General features: G+C 54.4%; 22 protein-coding genes and 1 other RNA gene. 14 read left to right on the forward strand and 9 right to left on the reverse strand.

Annotation, left to right across the window (positions count from 1 at the left end):
* The first annotated feature begins 121 nt into the window (after positions 1-121).
* Entirely contained in the window at positions 122-982 is an 861-nt protein-coding gene (locus OGV38_RS12135) for a small-conductance mechanosensitive channel MscS (protein WP_016154372.1), read from the forward strand.
* Positions 983-1,023: 41 nt separating this feature from the next.
* On the opposite strand, the gene dctP is transcribed toward OGV38_RS12135, so the two are convergent.
* Positions 1,024-2,070, reverse strand: a complete 1,047-nt coding sequence (gene dctP, locus OGV38_RS12140) for a TRAP transporter substrate-binding protein DctP (RefSeq protein ID WP_049268792.1) — start codon at positions 2,068-2,070, stop codon at positions 1,024-1,026.
* A 200-nt stretch (positions 2,071-2,270) separates the two neighbouring features.
* Here dctP and argO point away from each other — a divergent pair, with 200 nt between their 5' ends.
* The 3 genes from argO (at position 2,271) to srsR (ending at position 4,806) form a co-directional block, all read left to right on the forward strand.
* Positions 2,271-2,906, forward strand: coding sequence for an arginine exporter ArgO (gene argO, locus OGV38_RS12145; protein ID WP_003027005.1), 636 nt, complete (start codon positions 2,271-2,273; stop codon positions 2,904-2,906).
* 93 nt (positions 2,907-2,999) lie between these two features.
* A complete protein-coding gene (locus OGV38_RS12150) occupies positions 3,000-3,722 on the forward strand; it encodes an oxidative stress defense protein (RefSeq protein WP_029139653.1) in 723 nt (240 codons plus the stop codon).
* A 187-nt stretch (positions 3,723-3,909) separates the two neighbouring features.
* Positions 3,910-4,806: a LysR family transcriptional regulator SrsR gene (srsR, locus tag OGV38_RS12155; RefSeq protein WP_169329847.1), complete on the forward strand. Its 897-nt coding sequence runs from the start codon at positions 3,910-3,912 to the stop codon at positions 4,804-4,806.
* Here the strand turns inward: srsR and scpC are convergent.
* The 5 genes from scpC to argP all read right to left on the reverse strand — a co-directional run bounded on the left by scpC (position 4,803) and on the right by argP (position 11,342).
* On the reverse strand, positions 4,803-6,269 hold the full coding sequence (scpC, locus tag OGV38_RS12160) for a succinyl-CoA:acetate CoA-transferase ScpC (protein WP_016154368.1): 1,467 nt from the start codon (positions 6,267-6,269) through the stop codon (positions 4,803-4,805). The genes srsR and scpC overlap by 4 nt on opposite strands.
* Before the next feature lie 24 nt (positions 6,270-6,293).
* A complete protein-coding gene (scpB, locus tag OGV38_RS12165; protein WP_016154367.1) occupies positions 6,294-7,079 on the reverse strand; it encodes a methylmalonyl-CoA decarboxylase in 786 nt (261 codons plus the stop codon).
* A gap of 10 nt (positions 7,080-7,089) precedes the next feature.
* Entirely contained in the window at positions 7,090-8,085 is a 996-nt protein-coding gene (meaB, locus tag OGV38_RS12170; protein ID WP_137367400.1) for a methylmalonyl Co-A mutase-associated GTPase MeaB, read from the reverse strand.
* Entirely contained in the window at positions 8,078-10,222 is a 2,145-nt protein-coding gene (gene scpA / locus OGV38_RS12175; RefSeq protein WP_269518059.1) for a methylmalonyl-CoA mutase, read from the reverse strand. Before scpA ends, meaB begins: the two co-directional genes overlap by 8 nt.
* A 226-nt stretch (positions 10,223-10,448) precedes the next feature.
* Positions 10,449-11,342 carry a DNA-binding transcriptional regulator ArgP gene (gene argP / locus OGV38_RS12180; RefSeq protein WP_003825477.1) on the reverse strand — a complete coding sequence of 298 codons (894 nt, stop codon included), beginning with the start codon at positions 11,340-11,342 and terminating at the stop codon, positions 10,449-10,451.
* Positions 11,343-11,512: 170 nt separating this feature from the next.
* On the opposite strand from argP, the gene rpiA reads away from it, so the two are divergent.
* Together rpiA and serA are read left to right on the forward strand one after the other, a co-directional pair.
* Positions 11,513-12,172, forward strand: coding sequence for a ribose-5-phosphate isomerase RpiA (rpiA, locus tag OGV38_RS12185; protein ID WP_016154364.1), 660 nt, complete (start codon positions 11,513-11,515; stop codon positions 12,170-12,172).
* A 270-nt stretch (positions 12,173-12,442) separates the two neighbouring features.
* Positions 12,443-13,675 (forward strand): phosphoglycerate dehydrogenase, encoded by a 1,233-nt coding sequence (gene serA, locus OGV38_RS12190; protein WP_016154363.1) that lies wholly within the window; start codon positions 12,443-12,445, stop codon positions 13,673-13,675.
* 382 nt (positions 13,676-14,057) lie between these two features.
* On the opposite strand, the gene OGV38_RS12195 is transcribed toward serA, so the two are convergent.
* The 3 genes from OGV38_RS12195 to zapA form a co-directional block, all read right to left on the reverse strand.
* Positions 14,058-14,654 carry a 5-formyltetrahydrofolate cyclo-ligase gene (locus OGV38_RS12195; RefSeq protein ID WP_016154362.1) on the reverse strand — a complete coding sequence of 199 codons (597 nt, stop codon included), beginning with the start codon at positions 14,652-14,654 and terminating at the stop codon, positions 14,058-14,060.
* A gap of 19 nt (positions 14,655-14,673) precedes the next feature.
* Positions 14,674-14,857: non-coding RNA, 6S RNA (ssrS, locus tag OGV38_RS12200), on the reverse strand.
* A 41-nt stretch (positions 14,858-14,898) separates the two neighbouring features.
* Complete coding sequence (gene zapA / locus OGV38_RS12205) at positions 14,899-15,228, reverse strand: cell division protein ZapA (protein ID WP_003026980.1); 330 nt, start codon at positions 15,226-15,228, stop codon at positions 14,899-14,901.
* A gap of 167 nt (positions 15,229-15,395) precedes the next feature.
* Here zapA and OGV38_RS12210 point away from each other — a divergent pair, with 167 nt between their 5' ends.
* The 8 genes from OGV38_RS12210 (at position 15,396) to OGV38_RS12245 (ending at position 25,658) form a co-directional block, all read left to right on the forward strand.
* The gene (locus OGV38_RS12210) at positions 15,396-15,974 is read left to right on the forward strand and encodes a YecA/YgfB family protein (protein ID WP_016157420.1); all 579 of its coding nucleotides are present in this window, start codon (positions 15,396-15,398) and stop codon (positions 15,972-15,974) included.
* A 24-nt stretch (positions 15,975-15,998) separates the two neighbouring features.
* Positions 15,999-17,324: a Xaa-Pro aminopeptidase gene (pepP, locus tag OGV38_RS12215; RefSeq protein WP_016157419.1), complete on the forward strand. Its 1,326-nt coding sequence runs from the start codon at positions 15,999-16,001 to the stop codon at positions 17,322-17,324.
* Positions 17,321-18,499: a 2-octaprenyl-6-methoxyphenyl hydroxylase gene (gene ubiH / locus OGV38_RS12220; RefSeq protein ID WP_269518053.1), complete on the forward strand. Its 1,179-nt coding sequence runs from the start codon at positions 17,321-17,323 to the stop codon at positions 18,497-18,499. The genes pepP and ubiH overlap by 4 nt, the downstream gene beginning before the upstream one ends.
* A 139-nt stretch (positions 18,500-18,638) precedes the next feature.
* A complete protein-coding gene (gene ubiI / locus OGV38_RS12225; protein WP_016154357.1) occupies positions 18,639-19,841 on the forward strand; it encodes an FAD-dependent 2-octaprenylphenol hydroxylase in 1,203 nt (400 codons plus the stop codon).
* Positions 19,842-20,293: 452 nt separating this feature from the next.
* Positions 20,294-21,388, forward strand: a complete 1,095-nt coding sequence (gcvT, locus tag OGV38_RS12230; RefSeq protein ID WP_016157417.1) for a glycine cleavage system aminomethyltransferase GcvT — start codon at positions 20,294-20,296, stop codon at positions 21,386-21,388.
* Positions 21,389-21,413: 25 nt separating this feature from the next.
* A complete protein-coding gene (gene gcvH / locus OGV38_RS12235) occupies positions 21,414-21,803 on the forward strand; it encodes a glycine cleavage system protein GcvH (RefSeq protein ID WP_003026965.1) in 390 nt (129 codons plus the stop codon).
* 176 nt (positions 21,804-21,979) lie between these two features.
* A complete protein-coding gene (gene gcvP, locus OGV38_RS12240) occupies positions 21,980-24,853 on the forward strand; it encodes an aminomethyl-transferring glycine dehydrogenase (RefSeq protein WP_269518052.1) in 2,874 nt (957 codons plus the stop codon).
* A gap of 61 nt (positions 24,854-24,914) precedes the next feature.
* Positions 24,915-25,658: an SDR family oxidoreductase gene (locus OGV38_RS12245; RefSeq protein WP_016154354.1), complete on the forward strand. Its 744-nt coding sequence runs from the start codon at positions 24,915-24,917 to the stop codon at positions 25,656-25,658.
* Positions 25,659-25,737 lie beyond the last annotated feature (79 nt).

Genomic DNA, 25,737 nt, shown 5'->3' on the forward strand with positions numbered 1-25,737 from the left:
GGCGGTTTTTTAAGGGATCATGTTGAAAAAATGGCAGATTCGGTCTTTTTTGTTTACCTTTAATAGGGTGTTTTCGTGAGATTGATCTCGTAATTTTTTTGACATGCTCAAGGACTATTGAATGGAAGATTTGAATGTTGTCGACAGCATAAACGGTGCGGGCACCTGGCTGGTCCGCAATCAGGAGCTACTGTTGAGCTATGCCGTCAACATCGTTGCGGCCATCGCGATTGTCATTATCGGTATGATCGTGGCGCGTATCGTATCAAACACCGTTAATCGCCTGATGCTGGCGCGTAAAATTGATGCCACCGTTGCCGACTTTCTTTCTGCACTGGTGCGCTACGGTATTATCGCTTTCACGCTGATTGCCGCGCTGGGTCGCGTTGGGGTGCAAACTGCCTCCGTGATCGCCGTTCTCGGTGCCGCGGGTTTAGCTGTCGGTCTGGCACTGCAAGGGTCGCTGTCCAACCTCGCCGCAGGCGTGCTGCTGGTGATGTTCCGTCCGTTCCGCGCGGGTGAATATGTAGACCTTGGCGGCGTTGCGGGAACCGTGCTTAACGTGCAGATTTTCTCCACAACTATGCGTACCGTAGACGGTAAGATTGTGGTGATCCCAAACGGTAAAATTATTGCCGGGAACATCATTAACTTCTCTCGCGAGCCGGTCCGTCGTAACGAATTTATTATCGGCGTGGCCTACGACTCCGATATCGATCAGGTGAAAAAAATCCTCACTGATATCATCCAGTCTGAAGATCGCATCCTAAAAGACCGTGAAATGACGGTACGCCTGAATGAGCTGGGCGCTTCCTCGATTAATTTCGTCGTACGTGTCTGGAGCAACAGCAGCGATCTGCAAAGCGTCTACTGGGATGTACTGGAGCGTATTAAGCGCGAGTTTGACGCCAACGGTATCAGCTTCCCGTACCCGCAGATGGATGTGAACTTTAAACGCGTGAAAGAGAACGCGACCGAGTAACTTCAGCTAAAAACGCCCGCCAGAGAGAGGCGGGCGTTGATTTATCTCGTCTTGTTAAGAATTGCGCTGACACCCTGCATCAGCTCGCCAACATCGTTTATTCCTTTACTTTCCTGTTGGGCAATCCATTCGGCCTGAACGTGCTGATACCCGGTAGCGGCTTGCCACGCATTCAGCTCGCTGTTGGTCAGGTAATGAACGTGTGCACCCTCTTTTGCCATCTTTTTCGCCATTGCGGTCAGGCTTGCGTCCTGCACTGCGCCAATACGCTTTTGCGTCATGGCGGCGGCCCGATTGATGGCTGCGCGATCTTTCACGTCCAGGCTATCCCAGACGTCTTTATTCATCACCAGAAGATAAACGTGTCCGAGCCAGAGCGAAGGGGAGAGCTGAATATAGGGGGCCGCCCGCTGGGCATGGATATCATCTCCGCTGTCGAGGTTAACCATCAGGCCGTCAAGCTGTCCGGTCTGAAGCGCATCGGTAATTTTTTCATTCCATGGCATGCTGACCGGCACGCCGCCTGCGTTGCGTAAAAATGATTGATGCCAAAAGCTGGCGGTCCGCCATTGGCTTGCATTCAGCTGTGCCAAATCGACGTTCGGCCTGGTCGTAAAAAATCCAACCGGATAGCCGAGGAAAAACTGAAGATTCACCAGATTGTTGTTTTCCAGCTCGCGACCAAACTGGCGATACTCGCGGAAAATCCGCTGAAAGGCGTTAACCTGCGCTTCACCACGGCCCGGTCCGAGGGGGAAGCTCTTAAAAATCTGGTGTCGCGGCAGTTGTTCGGGCGTGTACTCAGGGACCACGATCCCCATATCCGCCACGCTGCCCTGGCCGATCGTTTTTAAGGCGTCATAGCTGGTGGACAGCTCGCCGTTCCAGTGAGCGTCGATTTTCAAACGTCCAAGCGACTCTTGTTCGATCGCGCGAAAAAAAGTCTCTTTTATGAGCCGGGTACGCATGTTGCCATATGGCTCGTGATCGGTATAGCGCAGCGTTCTGTCTGCGCTGGCGACAGTGGGCCACAAACTGGTAACTATCAGCGAGGCACAGAAGAGAAAAATGTTCGCGTTATGCTTCATACCCATTCCTTTGGTATAGACAGATTTATCTTTCAGCATACCTCGGGTAACGCACAATCGCTATTGTCAGAGACTGAATATGGAGGGGAGTGTGCGCGGTATTATTAATAATGCTAATTACTGATTAATATTATCCATTTCCTCTAATGAATCCCGCGCAGTATAGTCTGCCCACAAGACAATTATGTGAGATGTTTTACATGTTATCCTACTATTTTCAAGGGCTTGCGCTTGGTGCAGCCATGATACTTCCGCTTGGTCCACAAAATGCCTTCGTGATGAATCAGGGGATCCGTCGTCAGTATCACATCATGATCGCTTTACTCTGCGCTATCAGTGATTTAGTGCTGATTTGCGCGGGTATCTTCGGCGGTAGCGCCTTGCTGATGCAGTCGCCATGGCTGATGGCGCTGGTCACCTGGGGCGGGGTCGCATTTTTACTCTGGTACGGATTCGGTGCGCTAAAAACGGCGATGAGCAGTAATCTGGAACTGGCCAGCGCCGAGGTGATGAAGCAGGGGCGCTGGAAAATCATCGCCACTATGCTGGCGGTGACATGGCTCAACCCACATGTTTACCTGGATACCTTTGTGGTGCTCGGGAGTCTGGGGGGACAACTGGACGTTGAGCCTAAACGCTGGTTTGCACTGGGAACCGTCAGCGCTTCGTTCCTGTGGTTCTTCGGTCTGGCATTGCTGGCGGCCTGGCTGGCACCGCGTCTGCGAACTGCAAAAGCACAGCGCATCATCAATACGCTGGTAGGATTAGTGATGTGGTTTATCGCTTTTCAGCTGGCAAAAGAAGGTGTTGCGCACGTTCATGCGCTGTTCAACTAAGTGTTGTCTGATGGACAACGCAGCGAGATCGGCTAAGCTTGCCTGCATGTGCCCTGAGTTTTGGGGTAATTAATGAAACATGGAGGAACGACCGTGAAGTTCAAAATAATGGCCCTGGCGGCATTAGTCGGATTCAGCGCACTATCGGTACAGGCAAATGAGTTGCCAAATGGACCGCACATCGTGACTTCCGGAACGGCAAGCGTAGATGCAACACCAGACATCGCCACCCTGGCGATTGAAGTGAACGTTGCTGCAAAGGATGCGGCTTCCGCGAAGAAGCAGGCCGATGAGCGCGTGGCGCAATATCTGTCTTTCCTTGAACAGAACCAGATAGCGAAGAAAGACATTAGCGCTGCAAACTTGCGTACGCAGCCGGACTACGACTACCAGAACGGCAAAAGCATCCTCAAAGGTTATCGTGCAGTGCGCACCGTTGAAGTCACGCTGCGTCAGTTGGACAAACTCAACGCTCTGCTTGATGGCGCGCTGAAGGCCGGTCTGAATGAGATTCGTTCGGTATCGCTGGGCGTTGCCCAGCCGGATGCTTACAAAGACAAGGCGCGTAAAGCGGCGATTGATGATGCTGTTCATCAGGCTGAACAGCTGGCCGCGGGCTTTAATAGCAAACTGGGTCCCGTTTACAGTGTGCGTTACCACGTTTCCAATTATCAACCGAGCCCGATGGTACGGATGATGAAAGCAGATGCAGCGCCTGCAACCTCCGCTCAGGAAACCTACGAACAGCCGGTTATTCAGTTTGACGATCAGGTTGATGTCGTCTTCCAGATTGAGCCTACAGTAACCAATAAGTAGTCTTGATATAGGCGTAAGTCGCCATCCGGCAAGTTTTTAGCCTGATGGCGATGCTTACGCGTCTCATCAGGCCGACAAAATATTCCAGCCGGTTTTTTCTGTGAGCAACTGTAAAAATGAGACCTCACATTCAGTCTTTTTTTTCGTGGTAATGAGGATAGGCCATAGCGATTTTTAAGGGGACGCTATGGATATTTTTATCTCGAAAAAGATGCGTAATTTCATTCTGCTGGCGCAAACCAATAACATCGCCAGAGCGGCAGAAAAAATACATATGACCGCATCGCCTTTCGGTAAAAGCATTGCTGCACTGGAAGATCAAATCGGCTATACGCTGTTTACCCGTAAAGATAACAACATCAGCCTGAATAAAGCCGGACAGGAGCTGTATCAGAAGCTGTTTCCCGTCTATCAACGCCTCTCTGCTATTGATAACGAAATCCATAACGCCTCTTGTCGCTCGCGGGAAATCGTCATCGGTATCGATAATACTTATCCAACGATTATTTTTGACCAGTTGATTAGCCTTGGCGATAAATATGACGGCGTGACGGCCCAGGCCGTTGAATTCAGTGAGAATGGGGTGATTGATAATCTGTTCGACCGCAAACTGGATTTCATTATCTCGCCACAGCACGTTTCCCCCCGCGTACAGGAGTTGGAAAATCTGGCGATCAGCGAACTGCCTCCGCTACGTCTGGGGTTTCTCGTTTCCCGGCGCTACGAAGAGAAACAGCCGCAGGATCTGCTGCGCGAGCTACCCTGGCTGCAAATGCGCTTCCAGAATCGCGCCAACTTTGAGGCAATGCTGGATGCTTATATGCAGCCCTGTGGGATCAATCCGACGATTATCTACCGTCCGTACAGCTTTATGGCCAAGATTAGCGCGGTGGAGCGCGGGCAGTTTTTGACGGTGATCCCTCATTTTGCCTGGCGGCTGGTGAATCCGTCGACGCTAAAGTATTTCGACGCGCCCGGCAGCCCCATGTATATGCAGGAGTTTCTCTATTCTCTGAAAAATCATCGCTATACCGGCACCATGCTCCAGCATATTGCTGAAGATCGTGACGGTACGGCAAGTTAACCGAGCATCGATCCTGTCTCGAGAAGGTTGCGATGCAGATCGAACGCATGGCTGAGATCGTGATGGATATGCCCGCCGGGCGCTTTTTCCAGATAGCGGTGCAGGTAGTCCCGGTAAAGGGGATGCGCACAGTTATCGATAATCGTGTGCGCCCGCTGCATCGGAGATAACCCACGCAGATCGGCAATCCCTTGTTCGGTCACGATCACTTTAACGCTATGTTCGCTGTGGTCGACATGGCTGCACATCGGCACGATGGTTGAGATTTTCCCGCCTTTGGCAATCGACGGCGCCATAAAGATAGACAGGTAGGCGTTGCGCTCGAAGTCCCCGCTGCCGCCGATCCCGTTCATCAGGTTCACGCCCGCAACGTGCGTGGAATTGGCATGGCCGTAGATATCAAACTCAAGCCCAACGTTGAGCGCAATGACCCCCAGCCGACGGATGATTTCCGGGTTATTGGAGATCTCCTGCGGGCGCAGCACAATTCGGCTGGCGAAGAAGTCCATATTGTCGTAAATCTTCTGTAGCGACGGGGCTGAGATGGTCAGGCTGGAGGCGCTGGCACCGGTGATCTTGCCCGTTTCCAGCAGATGCACCACCGATTCCTGTAACACTTCTGAATACATCATAAAGGGCGGAATATCCGGATTCTCTCCCAGTCTCGCCATTACCGCGTTATTGATATTGCCCACGCCGCTTTGTAAGGGCAGAAACTCTGCTGGAATGCGTTTGTGCGCCATTTCTGCCAGTAGGAAAGTGACTACGTTATCGGCAATTTGTTGGCTGACCGGATTGGTTTTATCCGACACATTCCCGGCATCGGGCAGCTCGGTATCCACCACCGCGACCACTTTCCTGGGGTCTATCTGCACGCACTGACTGCCCACGCGATCCATGGTATGAAATATGGGCACGCTGTTACGCCGCGGCGGTGCGCCGGGTATTACGATGTCGGCAAACTCAGCCACGCGCGGATTATGGTAATGATTCAGCTCGATAATCACTTTTTTCGCCCGCAGCAGCCAGGTAGGCGCATTGCCAATACCGCTGGAAAGCCAAATCCGGCCATCCGGCGCAATGGCGGAAGCTTCAATGACGGCAACATCGATATCGCCAAAAAAGCCGTAATTAACCATCTGCGCGACTTCGCTCAAATGGAGATCGACAAACCTCACCTGGCCCTGGTTAATTTTCTCGCGCAGGCCAGATGAGGTTTGATAAGGTGCACGCCAGGAAACGGCATCCGCCGCGGATAGTGCATCATCAGCGGCGGCGCCAATTGACGCCCCGGTCAACAGGCGGATCTGAAAAGGCTGCCCGTCCTGATGCCGTTCGCAGGCGCGTTGGGCAATTGCGGTGGGTAACGCTTTTGGCGAACCCGCGGGGGTAAAGCCGCTGAACGCCACCATATCATCGTGCTGGATAATTTCTGCCGCCTGTTCGGCGCTCATCCGTTTCATGGCCGTCTCCTTCGTCGGACGTGATTAATGGCCAACAAAATTAGGTTTACGTTTTTCCATAAACGCGTTCATCCCTTCCTGATAATCCTCGCTGTCATACACCGCGCGGCGCATGCCCTGAATGCGCTCGAATTCGTCAGAGTTCATGGTGTGTGCTTCGCCCAACACGCGCAGTTCTTCTTTGATGACGGCGATTGCCAGCGGCGCTTTTTCCGAGATGTGATGCGCCATTTGCAGGGTGAAATCTTCCAGTTCCTCGGTTGGAACGACATGGTTGAGGATCCCGACCGCCATAGCGCGTTGAGCGGTGATGGGCGAGGCGGTAAAAATCAGCTCCTTAACGATGTGAAAACCAGCGTCGCGGGTCAGGTTGTGGATGCCCACCAGGTTATAGGGCACGCCGAGGTTGACCGGGGTCATGGAGAAGGTAGACGTACTGGCTGCGATGATCAGATCGGAACTCATGATCATCTCAAACGCGCCGCCCCAGACGCTGCCTTCAACCATGGAGATCACCGGCTTCGGATATTTTTGGATCATACGAGTTATCTGACGCAGCGGATCGTCATAAGAGAGCGGATCGCGACGTCCGGTGGGGAGTTCATGAATATCATGCCCGGCAGAGAACACTTTGGCCCCGCTCGGGGCGCGCAGAATGATGCAGCGAATGTCCGGACGATTGAGGTCGTTCAGCGCCTGCATCAGATCGTCAATAAACACTTTGCTCAGGGCATTGAGCTTGCGGGCGTAATTGAACTCAATGACCGCGACTTTCTGGATGATGACCACGTTGACGTATTGATAAGACATAATGTTCTCTTTATTGAAAGTAATGATGCTGAATAAATGCGCTGATGTGCCGCAGGCCGGTGCGCGGCGAAAGATCATTGTTTTTGACGGCCAGCAGCGTCTGCTGGAAATACTGGTCGAAATCAGCCCGAGCAAACAGCAGATGCAAGGCTTCTTCTTCAGCCTGCTTGTGTAGCCATTCCACCGCCTGCTGCTGGCGGACTTTTTCCAGTCGACCGCTGGCGGTAAGGCACGTTTTAAAGTCGGTTATCGCCTGCCAAACCTCCTCAATGCCGCGTTTTTCCAGGGCGCTACAGGTCAGAACCTGCGGCTGCCACTCGTCATATTTGCGGCGCAGAATATGCAGGGCGGATTCGTACATATGGCGGGCGATGGCAACGCTGGTACGGTTATCACCGTCGTCCTTGTTGATGACGACCAGATCCGCCATCTCCATCAGGCCTTTTTTGATGCCCTGCAAATCGTCGCCACCGCCGGCGATTTGCAGTGAGAGAAAGCAATCCACCATGCCTGCGACTTCGGTTTCTGACTGCCCAACGCCGACGGTTTCCACAATCACCACGTTGAAGCCCGCCGCCTCGCACAGCAGCATTAATTCGCGGGCGCGCTGGCTGGCGCCGCCTAAATGACCGCTGGAAGGAACCGGACGTATAAACGCAGATTCTGCGCGAGCCAGTTCCGTCATGCGGGTTTTATCACCCAGAATGCTGCCGCCGCTGACCGGGCTGCTGGGATCGACGGCGATCACCGCTACCCGTAACCCGCGGCGAATTAACAGCATGCCGAATGCTTCCAGAAAGGTGCTTTTACCCGCGCCCGGCGTGCCGGTGATCCCCAGACGCAGGGCGTTACCGGTGAACGGCATAATCGCGTCCAGCAATTGCGTACTCAGCGGCTGGTGGCGCGGGTGATTGCTTTCGACCAGCGTCATCGCCTGGGCGAGCGTAGCCCGTTCACCGAGTCGCAAGCGGCGGACGGTATCCTCAAGCGTGGCGGCGTTAATCATGATGCTGACTGATACGGGTTAACACATCGCGGACGCTGTCGAGCATTGGCGTGCCTGGGCCATAAATGGCTGCCACGCCATGCTCGTGCAGGAAAGCGTAATCCTGTGGCGGAATAACCCCACCGGCGACGACGCAAATGTCTTCGCGTCCCCAGCCTTTGAGCGCGGTGACCAGCTCCGGGATCAATGTCTTATGACCCGCCGCCAGCGATGATGCGCCAACGACATGCACATCGTTTTCTACCGCCAGACGGGCAATTTCCTCCGGTGTGGAGAACATCGGGCTGAGATCGACATCAAAGCCGAGATCGGAGTAGGCGCTGGCGATCACTTTTGCGCCGCGATCGTGGCCGTCCTGACCCATCTTGGCGATCAGAATACGCGGGCGGCGGCCATTTTCTGCGAGGAACTGTTCGGTTTGCGCAACAATGGCATCGAACTCATCGGCGGATTTGTTGGACTGGTGATAGCTTTGCGCAATCACCCCAGTAATACACTGGCTGGGAACCAGATAACGGTCAAAGGCGGCCTCGAGCGCATCGGAGATTTCACCGAGCGTGGCGCGAACGCGGGCGGCGTTGACGGCGGCGGCCAGCAGATTTTCATTCTGTTGCGCAGCGTTGGTCAGCGCGGATAGCGCGGCTTTAACCGCATCATTGTCGCGGGTGGCGCGGATATGCTGCAGTGAGGCAATCTGCTCGTTGCGCACCTTCACGTTGTCGATCTCCAGCACCGACGTGTCGTCTTCTTTATCCAGCTTGTATTTGTTCACCCCGACGATAACGCGCTTACCCTGGTCGATCAGCGACTGTTCGCGCGCGGATGCTTCTTCGATCATCCGTTTAGGAAGCCCGGCTTCAATCGCCTTCGCCATGCCGCCTGCCTCATCAATCTGCTTGATGATCGTGCGCGCCTGCTTCACGATTTGATCGGTGAGTGATTCGACGTAATACGATCCGGCCAGCGGATCGACGGTGCGGCAGATCTCTGATTCTTCCTGAATGATGATCTGCGTATTACGCGCAATACGGGCGGAGAAATCGGTGGGCAGACCGAGCGCTTCATCAAAAGCGTTGGTATGCAGAGACTGGGTGCCGCCAAGCGTAGCGCCGAGCGCTTCAATGGTGGTTCGTACCACGTTGTTGTACGGGTCCTGCTCGGTCAGGCTCCAGCCTGAGGTCTGGCAGTGGGTACGCAGAGCGAGAGATTTCGGGTTGGTCGCGCCAAAACTGCTGACCGCTTCGCTCCACAGATACCGTGCAGCGCGCAGCATGGCGACGTTCATAAACAGATCCATGCCGATGCCGAAGAAGAATGACAGGCGCGGGGCGAAGTCATCAATTTTCAGTCCGGCGGAAAGCGCGGCCTTGATGTATTCAATACCGTCTGCCAGCGTAAACGCCACCTGCTGTACGCAGTTTGCCCCGGCTTCACCCATGTGATAGCCGCTGATGCTGATGGTGTTAAAGCGCGGCATGTTGCCTGAGCACCAGGCGATGATGTCGGCGATAATGCGCATGGAGGGTTTTGGCGGATAAATGTAGGTGTTGCGGCACAAGTACTCTTTCAGAATATCGTTCTGAATGGTCCCGGTGAGCTGTTCCGGCGTCACGCCTTGCTCCTGCGCCGCGACGATATAAAACGCCAGTACCGGCAGCACCGCGCCGTTCATGGTCATCGAAACGGACATCTTATCCAGCGGGATCTGGTCGAACAGCACCTTCATATCTTCGACGGTATCGATCGCCACGCCGGCTTTGCCGACGTCGCCCGCTACGCGCGGGTTGTCTGAGTCATAGCCACGATGAGTGGCAAGGTCAAAGGCGACGGAAAGCCCTTTTTGCCCAGCGGCGAGGTTACGGCGGTAAAAGGCGTTGGACTCTTTGGCGGTAGAGAAACCGGCGTATTGGCGAATCGTCCACGGCTGCGCGGTATACATAGTGGCGCGCGGGCCACGCACGTAAGGCGGCAGACCGGGCAGGGTGCCCGTGACTTCCAGATTATCGAGGTCCGCTTCGGTGTACAGCGGCTTGATGACAATCCCTTCCGCCGTCTGTCTTTCCAGCGACTCAACGGTTTTTTCCCGTCGACTGAGTTCTTTATTGGCGAGTGTTTGCCACTCCTGCACATTAGCCATTTTTTGCTCCGTATTACGCAATAAGTTGAATCTTTGCGAATACGGTGTGCTTTTTCATTTGGCTTGTCGCCAGCAAAAAATAGCCAACAGGACGTCGTTTTTTGCCGTGTGGCGTGTTTTATTTTGTGATGTATTTCAAGGACGTGGCGGGAATAGTATGAAATGAGGGGAAAGGCTTGTAGGCCGGATAAAGCGTTACGCCGCTATCCGGCCTCTGTTCGAGGAATTAATCCTGACGCAGTACGTTGTGGCCATAGGCCAGCAGCGCGTCGGTGACGTTGCGCATCATGCGGCTTTCTGGCGCAAAGCGGTGCCAGTATAGCATCCGACGCTGGAACAGGCCTGGCGTTAAGTCGATAAGCTCACCGCTTTCCAGCTCTTTCTCAATCTGTAAGTGTGGGATCATGCAGCAGGTTGTTCCCTGACGGGCTAACTGGACGAAGGCTTCAGACGAGTTAACGATATGGCACGGTACGCTGCCCGGCGGCAGGTCGAAGTTTTGTTGCAAGAACGCCTGGTGCATATCATCAAGATGGTCAAACGCGACCGCCGGGGCTTTCAGCAGGGCGGAACGGGTGACGCCGTTTGGGAAATAACGCTCGGCGAAAGGTTTAGAGCCAACAAACAGGTAGTCCAGCGCGCCCAGTTTATCCACCAGACAGCTTGGCAGCGCCTGATGTTGAATACTCACCGCACCGACTACTTCACCACGACGCAGACGTTCCTGGGTTCGGGTTTCATCTTCAACCTGCAGGTTCAGTCGAATCGGTGAATTAGCCAGTACCGGGGCCAGCGCCGGAAGTAACCAGGTCGCCAGACTGTCGGCGTTCACCGCCAGCGAAAGCAGAAGCGGCGTCGAGCCGGTTTGTTCATCGCCCAGCCACTCGTCTTCCAGCAGTTCAACCTGGCGCAGAAGCGCCAGTAGTTTCTGTCCCTGTTCCGTTGGGCGCGGCGGTACGGTGCGCACCAGCAGCGGTTGTCCGAACATATTCTCAAGCTGTTTTATGCGCTGTGAAACCGCGGATTGCGTGATGCACAGCTTTTGCGCCGCGCGCTCAAATCCTCGTTCACGAATAACCGCATCCAGTGCTTGTAGTGTTCTGTAGTCCGGACGTTTCATTGCTTTGACGCACTCCTGAAATTTTTGCTTGTTCTGCACTATGACACAATTTTTGATTGGGTAAAGACGAAATCCGCCACTTGCGAGCGGGTGTGGGGACATTTTTCTGCACAATGTTCTATAATGCGCGTGAATTTTCCCACCATATTCACACCACAGGCGAAACGATCATGACGCAGGATGAACTGAAAAAAGCAGTAGGATGGGCGGCACTTCAGTATGTACAGCCCGGCACCATTGTGGGCGTAGGTACAGGTTCAACAGCCGCACACTTTATTGATGCGCTGGGCACAATGAAAGGTCAGATTGAAGGTGCGGTATCCAGTTCGGACGCATCGACTGAAAAACTCAAAAGCCTTGGCATCCACGTGTTCGATCTTAACGAAGTGGACAGCCTCGGCGTATACGTTGACGGCGCGGATGAAATCAACGGTCACATGCAGATGATCAAGGGCGGCGGCGCAGCGTTGACCCGTGAAAAAATCATTGCTTCCGTGGCGAAGAAATTTATCTGTATCGCGGATGCGTCTAAAGAAGTCGATATTCTCGGTAACTTCCCGCTGCCGGTCGAAGTGATCCCAATGGCGCGCAGCGCTGTGGCTCGCCAGTTGGTGAAGCTGGGCGGTCGTCCTGAATACCGTCAGGGCGTCGTGACGGACAACGGCAACGTCATCCTCGATGTGCACGGTCTGGAGATCCTCGACGCCATCGCGCTGGAAAATGCCATCAATGCGATTCCAGGTGTGGTAACCGTCGGCCTGTTTGCCAACCGTGGCGCGGATGTCGCGCTGATCGGTACGCCTGACGGCGTGAAAACTATCGTAAAATGATCTGACGGGAGCGTCTTCTCCCGTTAAAAAAATTTTGGCAGGGCAAATTTGGTGACTTGTGTCACGTTTATAATATTGTCCTGCCGATCTCTCCAAAGAAAAAGTTATCGCCAGTATTTTCCTCTGACATTTCCCGTTGAATGACATTTCTTCAGCACGGCGACGCAAACGTTCATATTGCCGCAATATTATTTTTTGATATGTTGAAGAGACGGATGAAAATCCCACACACAACACATCAGTTTGAACAAAAAAGACAGGGTCGGGGAAATGGCAAAGGTATCACTGGAGAAAGATAAGATTAAATTTCTGCTGGTTGAAGGCGTGCACCAAAAAGCACTCGAAAGCCTTCGTGCAGCAGGTTATACCAACATCGAGTTTCACAAAGGTGCTCTGGATACTGAACAACTGAAAGAGTCCATCCGTGATGCCCACTTCATTGGCCTGCGATCCCGTACCCATCTGACTGAAGATGTGATTGACGCCGCAGAGAAACTGGTCGCGATTGGCTGCTTCTGCATTGGCACCAACCAGGTTGATCTAAGTGCAGCGGCAAAGCGCGGGATCCCTGTGTTTAACGCACCATTCTCTAACACACGTTCCGTTGCTGAGCTGGTGATTGGCGAACTGCTGCTACTGCTACGTGGCGTACCCGAAGCGAACGCCAAAGCGCACCGCGGCGTGTGGAATAAACTGGCAACCGGCTCTTTTGAAGCGCGTGGTAAAAAACTGGGGATCATCGGCTACGGCCACATTGGTACTCAGTTGGGCATTCTGGCGGAATCGCTCGGGATGCATGTCTTTTTCTATGATATTGAAAATAAACTCCCGCTTGGCAATGCCACGCAGGTACAGCATCTTTCCGACCTGCTCAATATGAGCGACGTGGTGAGTCTGCACGTGCCGGAAAATGCCTCCACCAAAAACCTGATGGGCGCGCGTGAGATTTCGCTGATGAAACCGGGTGCGCTGCTGATTAACGCCGCACGCGGTACGGTTGTTGATATTCCTGCGTTGTGCGACGCGTTAGCGACTAAACATCTGGCGGGGGCTGCAATCGACGTATTCCCAACCGAACCGGCAACTAACAGCGATCCTTTCACTTCGCCGCTGTGTGATTTCGATAACGTGATCCTGACGCCGCACATTGGTGGTTCAACGCTGGAAGCGCAGGAAAACATCGGTCTGGAAGTAGCTGGGAAACTGACCAAGTATTCCGACAACGGGTCTACGCTGTCTGCGGTAAACTTCCCGGAAGTTTCGCTGCCGCTGCACGGTGGTCGTCGTCTGATGCACATTCACGAAAACCGTCCGGGCGTACTGACGGCACTGAACCAGATTTTTGCCGAGCAGGGCGTCAACATTGCCGCGCAGTATCTGCAGACTTCAGCGCAGGTAGGCTATGTGGTTATCGATATTGAAGCGGATGAAGATGTGGCGGAGAAAGCGCTGCTGGCGATGAAAGCCCTTCCGGGAACCATTCGCGCTCGTCTGCTGTACTGATTTCCTCTACATGGGCAGGCGGTTGACCTGCCCATCTTTCCTCTGATTTCCCTGCCTCAAAATCTCTTTCTGTAACGCATACATTCTGTTTTTCGAGCTTTGCCGCAGTTGGCAACTAAAGGCAGCGTTGCGTGTTGTACAGCAATAAAAGGAATTTACGATAGGGGCGCAGCATAGCGCTGAAACGGGAAAGCCCCTACCGAAGCAGGGGCTCTAAAAAGGAAAGGGACGATGATGAGATACGTCATCATGCTGCTGATCCTGTTAATCATCGCTTGCCCAGCATATTAACAGAGAGTACGCAGGAGGGAGGTTCGCCTCCCTCACCCTTCACCGAGGAATTTAGGTCAAAAAAACGGCGCTGTCAATCGGCAAAAAACGGCTACCACTCCCAGATTTTGGACGGCGTCACCACCGCTGGCAGCGGGATATCCCACTCTTCAACCGGCAATTTTTCTACTAACTGGCAGTCATGCGCGTAGCCCACGGGTTGGATCTTATGCTGCTGCCAGTTTTGTAGCGTGCGGTCGTAAAATCCACCGCCCATGCCCAGGCGTTGCCCGTCCTCATCAAATGCCACTAACGGCGTAATCAGTACGTCCAGCTTTGACAGCGGCAATACGTCACGTACATCAAGCCGTGGTTCCTGGATCTTTAAGCGATTGGTCACCAGGTCGCTGCGCGGATGATAGTGCAGGAACAGTAAATTACCGGGACTGAAGGGATGAAGAACCGGAAGGTAAACGCGCTTGCCCGCTCGCCACAGTTGATCTATCAGCGGCTGGGTATCGAGTTCGCCATCGAACGAGAGAAATACCGCCACAGTATGCGCGAGTACAACAGGGGGAAAACTGAGCATTCGGGTCGCGGCTTGCTGACCGTATTGTCGTTGCTGTTCAGAGGTCAGCGCGCGACGACGCTGTCGAATCAGTTGACGAATTTCTTGCCGGGATAAAGGGAGTTCAGAAAGTAGTGTCATGGCTGTTGCCAGGTAGAAGGGAATCTCCGAGATGCCGCCGCAGGCTGTAACCCTTGAACCCTTGGTTCAAGGTGAATGCGTCGTCACAGTTTTAAGGCTTCTCGGACGGGCCGAGCATGCTCACCAACCATGGAGCGCCACATTCTTGTGGTATGAAATATCGGCTCAGGGGACTGGCCCGCTTGCAAACATCTCAGAGAAATTTTGTCTTCACGGTCACTCTACCACAGTAAACCGAAAAGTGTTATTCAAAGTTTTGGCCCGTTTTTTCGGTTATGCGACCCTGATCAAGCAACGCCTGTTCGATGGTCTGTTGTAGCATCCGAATACGTTGTTCCATGCTCGCCGCGTACTCACGCGTCTTCGCTTTTTCCTGAGTTAATTCATAGCTGATGTTCAACGCGGCGATGAAAACCAACTGCTCAGTATTTGTGACTCTAGTGCGAACTTTCAGATCTTGCAATCGCTGATTGAGATCGTCCGCAGCCTGATTCAACGCATCCCTTTGTTCAGGCGGGCAATTCACTCGCAGTGAACGGCCAAATATTTGGATATCGACGGGTTGTGCAGACATGCCACCTTCCTGCTGATTGACTGCGCTGCCTTCGTCTCCAGACCTTGGGTCCGCGAAGGGGCGACACTATAGCTACCCTGGTATCAAGATACAAGCCCTTTTCTGGTCCACCAGGGCCCAAAGTGGTAGCATACCATGAATATTCCTCCCTTTGATGACGAATGCTTATGTCTATACAGAACGAAATGCCTGGCTACAACGACGTTAGCCAGTTTTTGAACCAACAAGGGGCTGGATTAACCCCGGCCGAAATGCACGGCTTGATCAGTGGGATGATTTGCGGCGGCAACAATGACAGCTCATGGCAGCCGCTGCTGCACGACCTGACGAACGAAGGTTTGGCCTTCGGTCACGAGCTGGCTCAGGCACTGATGAAAATGCACTCTGCCACCAGCGATGCCCTCGAGGACGACGGCTTCCTTTTTCAGCTTTATCTGCCTGAAGGCGACGACGTTAGCGTGTTTGATCGTGCCGATGCGCTGGCGGGGTGGGTAAACCACTTTTTGCTGGGCCTTGGCGTTACGCAGCCAAAGCTCGACAAAGTGACCGGTGAAACCGGTGAAGCGATTGACGACCTGCGCAATATCGCTCAGTTGGGATATGACGAAGACGAAGATCAGGAAGAGCTGGAAATGTCGCTCGAAGAGATTATCGAATACGTGCGCGTAGCCGCCTTGCTGTGTCATGACACGTTTACGCGTCAGCAGCCGACCGCGCCGGAAGTCCGTAAACCGACTCTGCACTAAGAACGAAACGCAAAGGAGAGTGTGATGAGCGAGATATCTCAGCAAGAATTCCAGCGTCGTCGCCAGGCTTTACTGGCACAAATGCAGCCCGGCAGCGCCGCGCTGATTTTTGCCGCGACTGAAGCGACGCGCAGCGCGGACAGTGAATACCCGTACCGCCAAAGCAGTGATTTCTGGTACTTCACCGGTTTTAACGAACCGGAAGCCGTGCTGGTGCTGATTAAAAGTGATGACACTCATAACCACAGCGTTTTGTTTAATCGGGTTCGCGATCTGACGGCGGAGATCTGGTTTGGCCGCCGTCTGGGCCAGGATGCCGCACCGGCAAAACTCGGCGTTGACCGGGCACTGGCCTTCAGTGAAATCAACCAACAACTGCACCTGTTGCTCAATGGCCTGGACGCGGTGTACCACGCACAGGGCGAATATGCCTGGGCAGACGAGATTGTGTGCACGGCGTTGGATAAACTGCGTAAAGGCTCCAGACAAAATCTGCACGCACCCGCCGCGATCATCGACTGGCGTCCAATGGTCCATGAAATGCGCCTGTTCAAATCACCAGAAGAAATTGCGGTCATGCGCCGTGCCGGAGAGATCAGTGCGCTGGCGCATACCCGCGCGATGGAAAAATGCCGTCCGGGAATGTTTGAATACCAGTTGGAAGGGGAGATTCACCACGAGTTTACTCGCCATGGCGCGCGTTACCCATCCTATAACACGATTGTCGGCAGCGGCGAAAACGGCTGTATTCTCCATTACACCGAAAATGAAAGTGAAATGCGCGATGGCGATCTGGTGTTGATTGACGCCGGGTGTGAATACAAAGGTTATGCGGGCGACATTACGCGTACCTTCCCGGTAAACGGCAAATTTTCCCCTGCACAGCGTGAAATCTACGACATCGTACTGGAGTCATTAGAGACCAGTCTGCGCCTGTATCGCCCGGGGACGTCCATCCAGGAAGTCACCGGCGAAGTGGTGCGCATCATGATTACGGGTCTGGTGAAGCTTGGCATTTTGCACGGCGAGATCGACCAACTGATTACCGAAAATGCGCATCGCCCATTCTTTATGCATGGTCTTAGCCATTGGCTGGGACTGGATGTGCACGACGTTGGCGTTTATGGTCAGGACCGCTCACGTACTCTCGAGCCAGGAATGGTGCTCACTGTCGAACCGGGGCTGTATATCGCGCCGGACGCCGATGTGCCGCCTGCTTATCGTGGTATCGGCATTCGTATTGAAGATGACATCCTCATCACCGAGGACGGCAATGAGAACCTGACCGCCAGCGTGGTGAAGAAAGCGGATGACATTGAAGCCTTAATGGCTGCGGCGCGGCTGCAATGAGCGTGATTATCGTTGGTGGTGGTATGGTCGGTGCGACGCTGGCGCTGGCCATTTCTCAGCTCAGCCACGGGACTTTGCCTGTCCACCTGATAGAAGCGAGCGAACCTGAAACTGACCGCCATCCAGGGTTTGACGCCCGGGCGATCGCGCTGGCGGCAGGGACCTGCCAACAGCTGGCGCGAATTGGCGTATGGCAGGCGATTGCCGATTGCGCAACGGCGATCAAAACGGTTCACGTCAGCGATCGCGGCCATGCCGGATTTGTGACGCTGGATGCGCAGGAATACCGTATTCCGGCGCTGGGTCAGGTGGTGGAACTGCACGATGTCGGGCTGCGTTTGTTTGCGCTGCTGCGTAAAGCGCCGGGCATCACGCTGCACTGCCCCGACCGTGTAGCCAGCGTGTCACGCACGCAGGAACGCGTTGAGGTAACGCTGGAAAATGGCGAGATGATCAATGGTCGCCTGTTGGTGGCCGCCGATGGCACGCGCTCCGCACTGGCTACCGCCTGCGGCGTTGACTGGCAGCAACAACCCTATGAACAACTGGCGGTGATTGCCAACGTCACGACCTCCGTTGCGCATGACGGGCGAGCGTTTGAACGTTTTACGCAATATGGTCCTCTGGCAATGCTACCGATGTCTGATGGTCGCTGCTCGCTGGTATGGTGCCATCCGCTGGAGCGGCGGGATGAGATTATGGCCTGGTCCGACGAACAATTTTGCCGCGAACTGCAAACTGCGTTTGGCTGGCGGTTGGGGCGTATTACCCGGGCCGGTAAACGCAACGCTTATCCGCTTTCATTAACCTCGGCGCAAAAAGCCATTACCCATCGTACTGTGCTGGTGGGGAACGCAGCACAGACGCTGCATCCCATTGCCGGACAAGGTTTCAACCTTGGTCTGCGCGACGTGATGAGCCTGGCTGAGACGTTGACGCAGGCGCAAAATTGCGCGGAAGATATCGGTGATTATGCGGTGCTGGCACACTATCAGCAGCGCCGCGAACGCGATCGCGAAACGACGATTGGTGTGACCAACAATTTGGTGTATTTGTTTGCCAATCGCTGGGCCCCGCTGGTCGTTGGGCGTAATGTCGGGCTGATGGCGATGGAATTATTCACGCCTGCGCGCGATGCGTTGGCGGAGCGGACCCTCGGTTGGGTTGCGCGATAGATATAACCTGTAGGCCGAATTAAAAAAGCAGGCCTGATTAGCGCAGCGCCATCAGGCAATGTCGCGGAAGTAATGTCGGATGGCGGCTTTGCCTTATCCGGCCTACGGTTTTTGATTGTCCTATTTTCAGGAGCAAACAGTGCAAAGTGTTGATGTAGCAATTGTTGGTGGCGGCATGGTGGGACTGGCGGTTGCCTGCGGCTTGCAGGGCAGCGGGTTGCGCGTTGCGGTGTTAGAACAACATGTTCCGCAGCCTTTGGCGGCGGATGCACCTCCTCAGCTTCGCGTATCGGCCATTAATGCCGCCAGTGAAAAACTGCTTAGCCGACTGGGCGTCTGGTCCGACATTGTTGCCCGTCGCGCTTGTTGCTACCACGGCATGGAAGTCTGGGACAAAGACAGCTTTGGGCGTATTGCGTTTGATGACCAGAGCATGGGTTACAGCCATTTAGGCCACATCGTTGAAAACTCAGAGATCCATTACGCACTCTGGCAAAAAGCGCAGCGTTCAGCGGACATTACGCTGATGGCGCCCGCTGAGTTACAGCAGGTAGCCTGGGGTGAGAATGAGGCATTTCTGTCCCTGAAAGATGGCGCAATGCTGACAGCTCGCCTGGTGGTCGGCGCCGATGGCGCTAACTCCTGGCTGCGCAACAAAGCGGATATTCCGCTCACTTTCTGGGATTACCGTCATCATGCGCTGGTGGCGACTATCCGTACGCAGGAAGCTCACGGCGCGGTTGCGCGGCAGGCGTTTCACGGTGAGGGGATCCTGGCGTTCCTGCCGCTCAGTGACCCGCACCTGTGCTCTATCGTCTGGTCGCTTTCGCCGCAGGAAGCAGAACGCATGCAGCAGGCAAGCGTTGACGAGTTTAATCAGGCGCTGAATATCGCTTTTGATAATCGCCTGGGGCTGTGCAGCCTTGAAAGCGAGCGTCAGGCGTTTCCGCTGACGGGACGCTATGCCCGTCAGTTCGCTGCTCATCGTCTGGCGCTGGTGGGGGATGCGGCGCATACCATCCACCCGCTGGCGGGTCAGGGGGTTAACCTTGGCTTTATGGATGCGGCGGAGCTGATCGATGAGCTGAAGCGGCTACAGCGTCAGGGCAAAGATATTGGTCAGTATCTCTATTTGCGCCGCTACGAGCGCAGCCGTAAGCACAGCGCAGCGATGATGCTGGCCGGTATGCAGGGCTTTCGTGAACTGTTTGCAGGCGAGAATCCGGCGAAAAAACTGCTGCGTGATATTGGTCTGAAACTGGCCGATACCCTGCCAGGCGTAAAACCACAGCTCATCCGCCAGGCGATGGGACTGAACGATCTTCCTGAGTGGTTACGCTAGCGTCCGTAAGGACAATCTTAAGAGTTTGAGACCCGTCACACTTTCCACTCCCGGCCTGCGCGCCGGGGTGCTTCTCTCATTTGAAATAATCTAATTCCACGCCTTTTTTCGCATTAGTTTTTTTAATATTACGTTTTTTTCATAACGCCATTTTTGACAATTTTTCCACATTTAATGTTGGTTGGTGCTGTTAATTTCAGCTTTTATTTATTTTTTATTCTGATTGTTTGCCGTATTGATGGGGTTTTGTTCTGTCGGTGATTTTGCTGTTTTTGGCCATAAGCTAATGTGATGGTTAATTTTGCCTTATGGTTTAGCGTCTGTTTCGGTGGTAAGTTCAAGGCAAAGAGAACGTTTGCGTCGTGGCCCCTGGAGCGGCTGCGGTGCTGGGTTTCGTGGCGAAAATTTCACCGCGAAAGAGTTGGTAGCCCCGCTTATTCAACGAGGAAAAGATGGCTCAACAGACTCCTTTGTACGAACAACACACGCTATGTGGCGCGCGCATGGTAGATTTCCATGGCTGGATGATGCCACTGCATTACGGTTCTCAGCTTGATGAACACCATGCTGTTCGCACCGATGCCGGAATGTTTGATGTGTCACATATGACCATCGTCGACCTGCGCGGTAGCCGCACCCGGGAGTTCTTGCGTTATCTGCTGGCAAACGACGTCGCGAAGCTAACGAAGACGGGTAAAGCCCTCTACTCCGGTATGCTCAACGCTTCGGGCGGCGTGATAGATGACCTGATTGTCTACTACTTCACTGAAGATTTCTTCCGCCTCGTTGTAAACTCCGCCACCCGCGAAAAAGACCTCTCCTGGATTACCCAACACGCTGAACCTTACGCCATCGACATCACCGTTCGAGATGATCTGTCGCTGATTGCGGTGCAGGGGCCAAACGCGCAGGAAAAAGCAGCCACATTGTTTACTGACGAGCAGCGCCAGGCGGTAGAAGGCATGAAGCCGTTCTTCGGCGTTCAGGCGGGTGATTTGTTTATCGCAACCACCGGTTATACCGGCGAAGCAGGCTATGAAATTGCCATGCCGAGTGAAAAGGCGGCAGACTTCTGGCGTGCGCTGGTACAAGCAGGTGTCAAACCTTGCGGTCTTGGCGCGCGCGACACGCTGCGTCTGGAAGCCGGCATGAACCTGTACGGTCAGGAGATGGACGAAGGCATTTCCCCGCTGGCGGCCAACATGGGCTGGACCATCGCGTGGGAACCGACTGACCGCGACTTTATCGGTCGGGAAGCGCTGGAAATGCAGCGTGAAAAAGGCCACGAACAGTTGGTTGGACTGGTGATGACCGAGAAAGGCGTACTGCGTAATGAACTGCCGGTGCGTTTCACCGATGCTTCCGGCAATCAGCAGGAAGGCATTATCACCAGCGGGACATTCTCCCCAACCCTGGGTTACAGCATCGCGCTGGCGCGTGTCCCTGCGGGTATTGGTGAGAATGCGATCGTACAGATCCGTAACCGCGAAATGCCGGTAAAAGTGACTAAACCTGTTTTTGTGCGTAACGGCAAAGCCGTCGCGTAATTCATCCTTTTTTGGAGATTGATTGATGAGCAACGTACCTGCAGAACTGAAATACAGCAAAGAACACGAATGGCTGCGCAAAGAAGCTGACGGCTCTTACACCGTTGGGATCACCGAACATGCTCAGGAGCTGTTAGGTGACATGGTTTTCGTTGACCTGCCCGAAGTTGGCGCAACCGTCAGCGCGGGCGATGACTGCGCCGTTGCGGAATCCGTAAAAGCGGCATCCGATATTTATGCGCCAGTAGGCGGTGAGATTGTTGCGGTTAACGACGCGCTCAGCGACTCCCCGGAACTGGTCAACAGCGAGCCGTATGCAGGGGGCTGGATCTTCAAAATCAAAGCCAGCGATGAAAGCGAAATTGAATCGCTGCTGGATGCGACTGCATATGAAGCTTTGTTAGAAGACGAATAAATACGCTTCATTCTTCACGTTGCAGGTGTGTTGGCTTTCTTGCACACCTCAGTTACTTACTGATGTAAGCTCCTGGGGATGTGCTGCGTCGCCGCCTTCCTGCAACGCGAATTTTTTGCGTATTCAGGTAAGTAGAGACACCTACGATTCACTGCACGTTTCAGGAACCATCGCCCATGACACAGACGTTAAGCCAGCTTGAAAATAGCGGCGCTTTCATTGAACGCCACATCGGACCGGACGCCGCGCAGCAGCAAGAGATGCTGAATGCGGTTGGCGCCGAGTCGTTAAACGCGCTGATCGGCCAGATTGTGCCGAAAGACATTCAGCTCGCAACCCCGCCACAGGTGGGCGAGGCGGCGACCGAATACGCTGCGCTGGCTGAATTAAAAGCCATCGCCGGGCGTAACAAGCGCTTCACGTCCTACATTGGCATGGGCTACACCGCCGTGCAGCTGCCACCGGTTATCCTGCGTAACATGCTGGAAAACCCGGGTTGGTACACCGCCTACACCCCGTATCAACCGGAAGTCTCCCAGGGCCGTCTGGAAGCATTGCTGAACTTCCAGCAGGTGACGCTGGACCTGACTGGCCTGGACATGGCTTCCGCTTCTCTGCTGGATGAAGCTACTGCTGCAGCTGAAGCCATGGCGATGGCCAAACGCGTCAGCAAACTGAAAAATGCTAACCGTTTCTTTGTGGCGGCTGATGTTCATCCGCAAACGCTGGACGTAGTGCGTACTCGCGCGCAAACTTTTGGTTTTGACGTCATTGTTGATGACGCGGCAAAAGCATTGGATCATCAGGATGTGTTCGGCGTGCTGTTGCAGCAGATTGGCACCACCGGTGAAGTGCACGACTACAGCGCCCTGATGGCTGAGCTGAAATCCCGTAAAATAGTGGTCAGCGTCGCTGCCGACTTTATGGCGCTGGTGCTGCTGACTGCACCGGGCAAACAGGGCGCGGATATCGTTTTCGGCTCTGCGCAACGCTTCGGCGTACCGATGGGCTACGGCGGCCCGCACGCGGCATTCTTTGCCGCTAAAGACGAATTCAAACGCTCCATGCCAGGCCGTATTATCGGCGTCTCCAAAGATGCAGCGGGTAATACCGCCCTGCGCATGGCGATGCAGACTCGCGAACAGCATATCCGCCGCGAGAAAGCGAACTCCAACATTTGTACCTCGCAGGTTCTGCTGGCCAACATCGCCAGCCTGTATGCCGTTTATCATGGCCCGGTTGGCCTGAAACGTATCGCTAATCGCATCCATCGTTTGACCGATATTCTGGCAGCCGGTCTGCAACAGAAAGGATTGAAGCTGCGTCATGCGCACTACTTTGACACTTTGTGTGTTGAAGTGGCCGATAAGGCTGCGGTACTGGCGCGTGCTGAAGCGGCAGAAATCAACCTGCGTAGCGATATCCATAACGCGGTAGGTATTACGCTCGATGAAACCACCACCCGTGAAAACGTGGTGCAGTTGTTCAATGTTCTGCTGGGAGACAGCCACGGTCTGAACATCGAAACGCTGGACAAAGACGTGGCGCTCGACAGCCGTTCCATTCAGGACAGCATGCTGCGTGATGATGCGATCCTTAGCCATCCGGTGTTTAATCGCTATCACAGCGAAACCGAGATGATGCGTTACATGCACTCGCTGGAGCGCAAAGATCTGGCCCTGAACCAGGCAATGATCCCGCTGGGATCTTGCACCATGAAGCTGAACGCTGCCGCCGAGATGATCCCTATCACTTGGCCGGAATTCGCTGAACTGCATCCGTTCTGCCCGCCAGAGCAGGCAGAAGGTTATCACCAGATGATCGGCCAGCTTTCCGAATGGCTGGTAAAACTGACCGGTTATGACGCAGTCTGCATGCAGCCGAACTCCGGCGCGCAGGGCGAGTATGCGGGTCTGCTGGCGATTCGCCATTATCACGAAAGCCGTAACGAAGGCCATCGCGATATCTGTCTGATCCCGGCCTCTGCCCACGGTACCAACCCGGCCTCTGCACAGATGGCGGGTATGCAGGTAGTGGTTGTCGCCTGTGATAAGAACGGCAACATCGATCTTGGCGATTTGCGTGAAAAAGCGGCGCAGGCGGGTGAAAACCTCTCCTGCATCATGGTGACCTATCCCTCTACTCATGGCGTGTATGAAGAAACGATCCGTGAAGTGTGCGACGTTGTGCACCAGTTTGGCGGCCAGGTTTATCTTGATGGCGCGAACATGAATGCTCAGGTTGGGATCACCACACCGGGCTTTATCGGTGCCGATGTCTCACACCTTAACCTGCATAAAACATTCTGCATTCCGCACGGCGGCGGCGGCCCTGGTATGGGTCCAATCGGTGTTAAATCGCATCTGGCGCCGTTCGTGCCGGGTCATAGCGTTGTACAAATTGAAGGGATGCTCACCCGTCAGGGCGCGGTTTCTGCAGCACCGTTCGGTAGCGCATCCATTCTGCCGATCAGCTGGATGTACATCCGTATGATGGGCGCAGAAGGTCTGAAGCAGGCAAGCCAGGTGGCGATCCTGAACGCTAACTACATTGCCAGCCGTCTGAAAGATGCCTATCCGGTGCTGTATACCGGTCGCGATGGTCGCGTGGCACATGAATGTATTCTCGACATTCGCCCACTGAAAGAAGAGACCGGCATCAGCGAACTGGATATTGCCAAGCGTCTGATCGATTACGGTTTCCATGCGCCGACCATGTCGTTCCCGGTAGCGGGTACGCTGATGGTGGAACCGACTGAATCGGAAAGCAAAGTGGAACTGGATCGCTTTATCAATGCGATGCTGGCAATCCGCGCAGAGATCGATCGCGTGAAAGCCGGTGAATGGTCGCTTACAGATAACCCGCTGGTTAACTCCCCGCACACGCAAAATGAGCTGGTCGCGGAGTGGAATCACGGTTACAGCCGCGAAATCGCCGTCTTCCCGGCGGGCGTAGCGAACAAATACTGGCCGACCGTGAAACGCCTTGATGACGTTTACGGTGACCGTAACCTGTTCTGCTCCTGCGTGCCGCTGAGCGATTATCAGTAATCGACTGATTCAGCTATCTTTTAAAGGCGCTTCGGCGCCTTTATTTTTGGGGAGAATAGTGATGGCTATAGCACTGGTTACGGGAGGCAGTCGTGGTATTGGTCGGGCAACCGCGCTGCAGTTAGCGCTAGAGGGTTACACGGTCGCCGTTAACTTTCATCACAATATTCGTGCGGCAACGGAGGTGGTGAACAATATCGCCGCTGCGGGAGGAAAGGCGTTTGCTCTGCGGGCAGATATCAGCGATGAAAGCCAGGTCGGGGCGATGTTTGAGTCCATTGACCGCGAGGGCGAGCCGCTGACTGCGCTGGTGAACAATGCCGGGATTTTGTTTGAACAGAGCACGGTGGAAAGCCTAACCGCTGAGCGTATTAATCGCGTCCTGGCGACTAATGTTACCGGCTATTTTCTGTGTTGTCGGGAAGCGGTAAAGCGCATGTCGTTTAAGCACGGCGGTCAGGGCGGGGCGATTGTGAATGTCTCTTCGGCGGCGTCACGGCTTGGCGCCCCGTTCGAATACGTTGATTATGCAGCCTCAAAAGGTGCGGTGGACACGCTTACCACCGGCCTCGCGTTGGAGGTTGCGGCGCAGGGGATACGCGTGAACTGCGTGAGACCCGGTCTTATCTACACGGAAATGCATGCGTCAGGCGGCGAGCCGGGAAGGGTGGATCGCGTGAAATCCATGTTGCCTATGCAGCGCGGCGGACAGCCGGAAGAGGTCGCGCAGGCGATAACCTGGCTGCTGAGTGAGAAGGCGTCTTACGTCACGGGCAGTTTTTTGGAGCTGGCCGGCGGGAAGTAATGCGTTGCTTGCCGGATGGCGGCGTAAATGTCTGCTCTGGTCTACAGGTTCAGTTCCCGTAAACCGGATAAGCGCAGCG

This window comes from Citrobacter sp. Cb080, from assembly GCF_030334745.1.
GTDB classification, from domain to species: domain Bacteria; phylum Pseudomonadota; class Gammaproteobacteria; order Enterobacterales; family Enterobacteriaceae; genus Citrobacter; species Citrobacter braakii.

Excerpts from the sequence above, each read along its gene's own strand:
- OGV38_RS12135 (WP_016154372.1), top strand. The coding sequence starts at position 122 with ATGGAAGATTTGAATGTTGTCGACAGCATAAACGGTGCGGGCACCTGG.
- dctP (WP_049268792.1), bottom strand. The coding sequence starts at position 2,070 with ATGAAGCATAACGCGAACATTTTTCTCTTCTGTGCCTCGCTGATAGTT.
- argO (WP_003027005.1), top strand. The coding sequence starts at position 2,271 with ATGTTATCCTACTATTTTCAAGGGCTTGCGCTTGGTGCAGCCATGATA.
- srsR (WP_169329847.1), top strand. The coding sequence starts at position 3,910 with ATGGATATTTTTATCTCGAAAAAGATGCGTAATTTCATTCTGCTGGCG.
- scpC (WP_016154368.1), bottom strand. The coding sequence starts at position 6,269 with ATGAAACGGATGAGCGCCGAACAGGCGGCAGAAATTATCCAGCACGAT.
- scpB (WP_016154367.1), bottom strand. The coding sequence starts at position 7,079 with ATGTCTTATCAATACGTCAACGTGGTCATCATCCAGAAAGTCGCGGTC.
- meaB (WP_137367400.1), bottom strand. The coding sequence starts at position 8,085 with ATGATTAACGCCGCCACGCTTGAGGATACCGTCCGCCGCTTGCGACTC.
- scpA (WP_269518059.1), bottom strand. The coding sequence starts at position 10,222 with ATGGCTAATGTGCAGGAGTGGCAAACACTCGCCAATAAAGAACTCAGT.
- argP (WP_003825477.1), bottom strand. The coding sequence starts at position 11,342 with ATGAAACGTCCGGACTACAGAACACTACAAGCACTGGATGCGGTTATT.
- rpiA (WP_016154364.1), top strand. The coding sequence starts at position 11,513 with ATGACGCAGGATGAACTGAAAAAAGCAGTAGGATGGGCGGCACTTCAG.
- serA (WP_016154363.1), top strand. The coding sequence starts at position 12,443 with ATGGCAAAGGTATCACTGGAGAAAGATAAGATTAAATTTCTGCTGGTT.
- OGV38_RS12195 (WP_016154362.1), bottom strand. The coding sequence starts at position 14,654 with ATGACACTACTTTCTGAACTCCCTTTATCCCGGCAAGAAATTCGTCAA.
- zapA (WP_003026980.1), bottom strand. The coding sequence starts at position 15,228 with ATGTCTGCACAACCCGTCGATATCCAAATATTTGGCCGTTCACTGCGA.
- OGV38_RS12210 (WP_016157420.1), top strand. The coding sequence starts at position 15,396 with ATGTCTATACAGAACGAAATGCCTGGCTACAACGACGTTAGCCAGTTT.
- pepP (WP_016157419.1), top strand. The coding sequence starts at position 15,999 with ATGAGCGAGATATCTCAGCAAGAATTCCAGCGTCGTCGCCAGGCTTTA.
- ubiH (WP_269518053.1), top strand. The coding sequence starts at position 17,321 with ATGAGCGTGATTATCGTTGGTGGTGGTATGGTCGGTGCGACGCTGGCG.
- gcvT (WP_016157417.1), top strand. The coding sequence starts at position 20,294 with ATGGCTCAACAGACTCCTTTGTACGAACAACACACGCTATGTGGCGCG.
- gcvH (WP_003026965.1), top strand. The coding sequence starts at position 21,414 with ATGAGCAACGTACCTGCAGAACTGAAATACAGCAAAGAACACGAATGG.
- gcvP (WP_269518052.1), top strand. The coding sequence starts at position 21,980 with ATGACACAGACGTTAAGCCAGCTTGAAAATAGCGGCGCTTTCATTGAA.
- OGV38_RS12245 (WP_016154354.1), top strand. The coding sequence starts at position 24,915 with ATGGCTATAGCACTGGTTACGGGAGGCAGTCGTGGTATTGGTCGGGCA.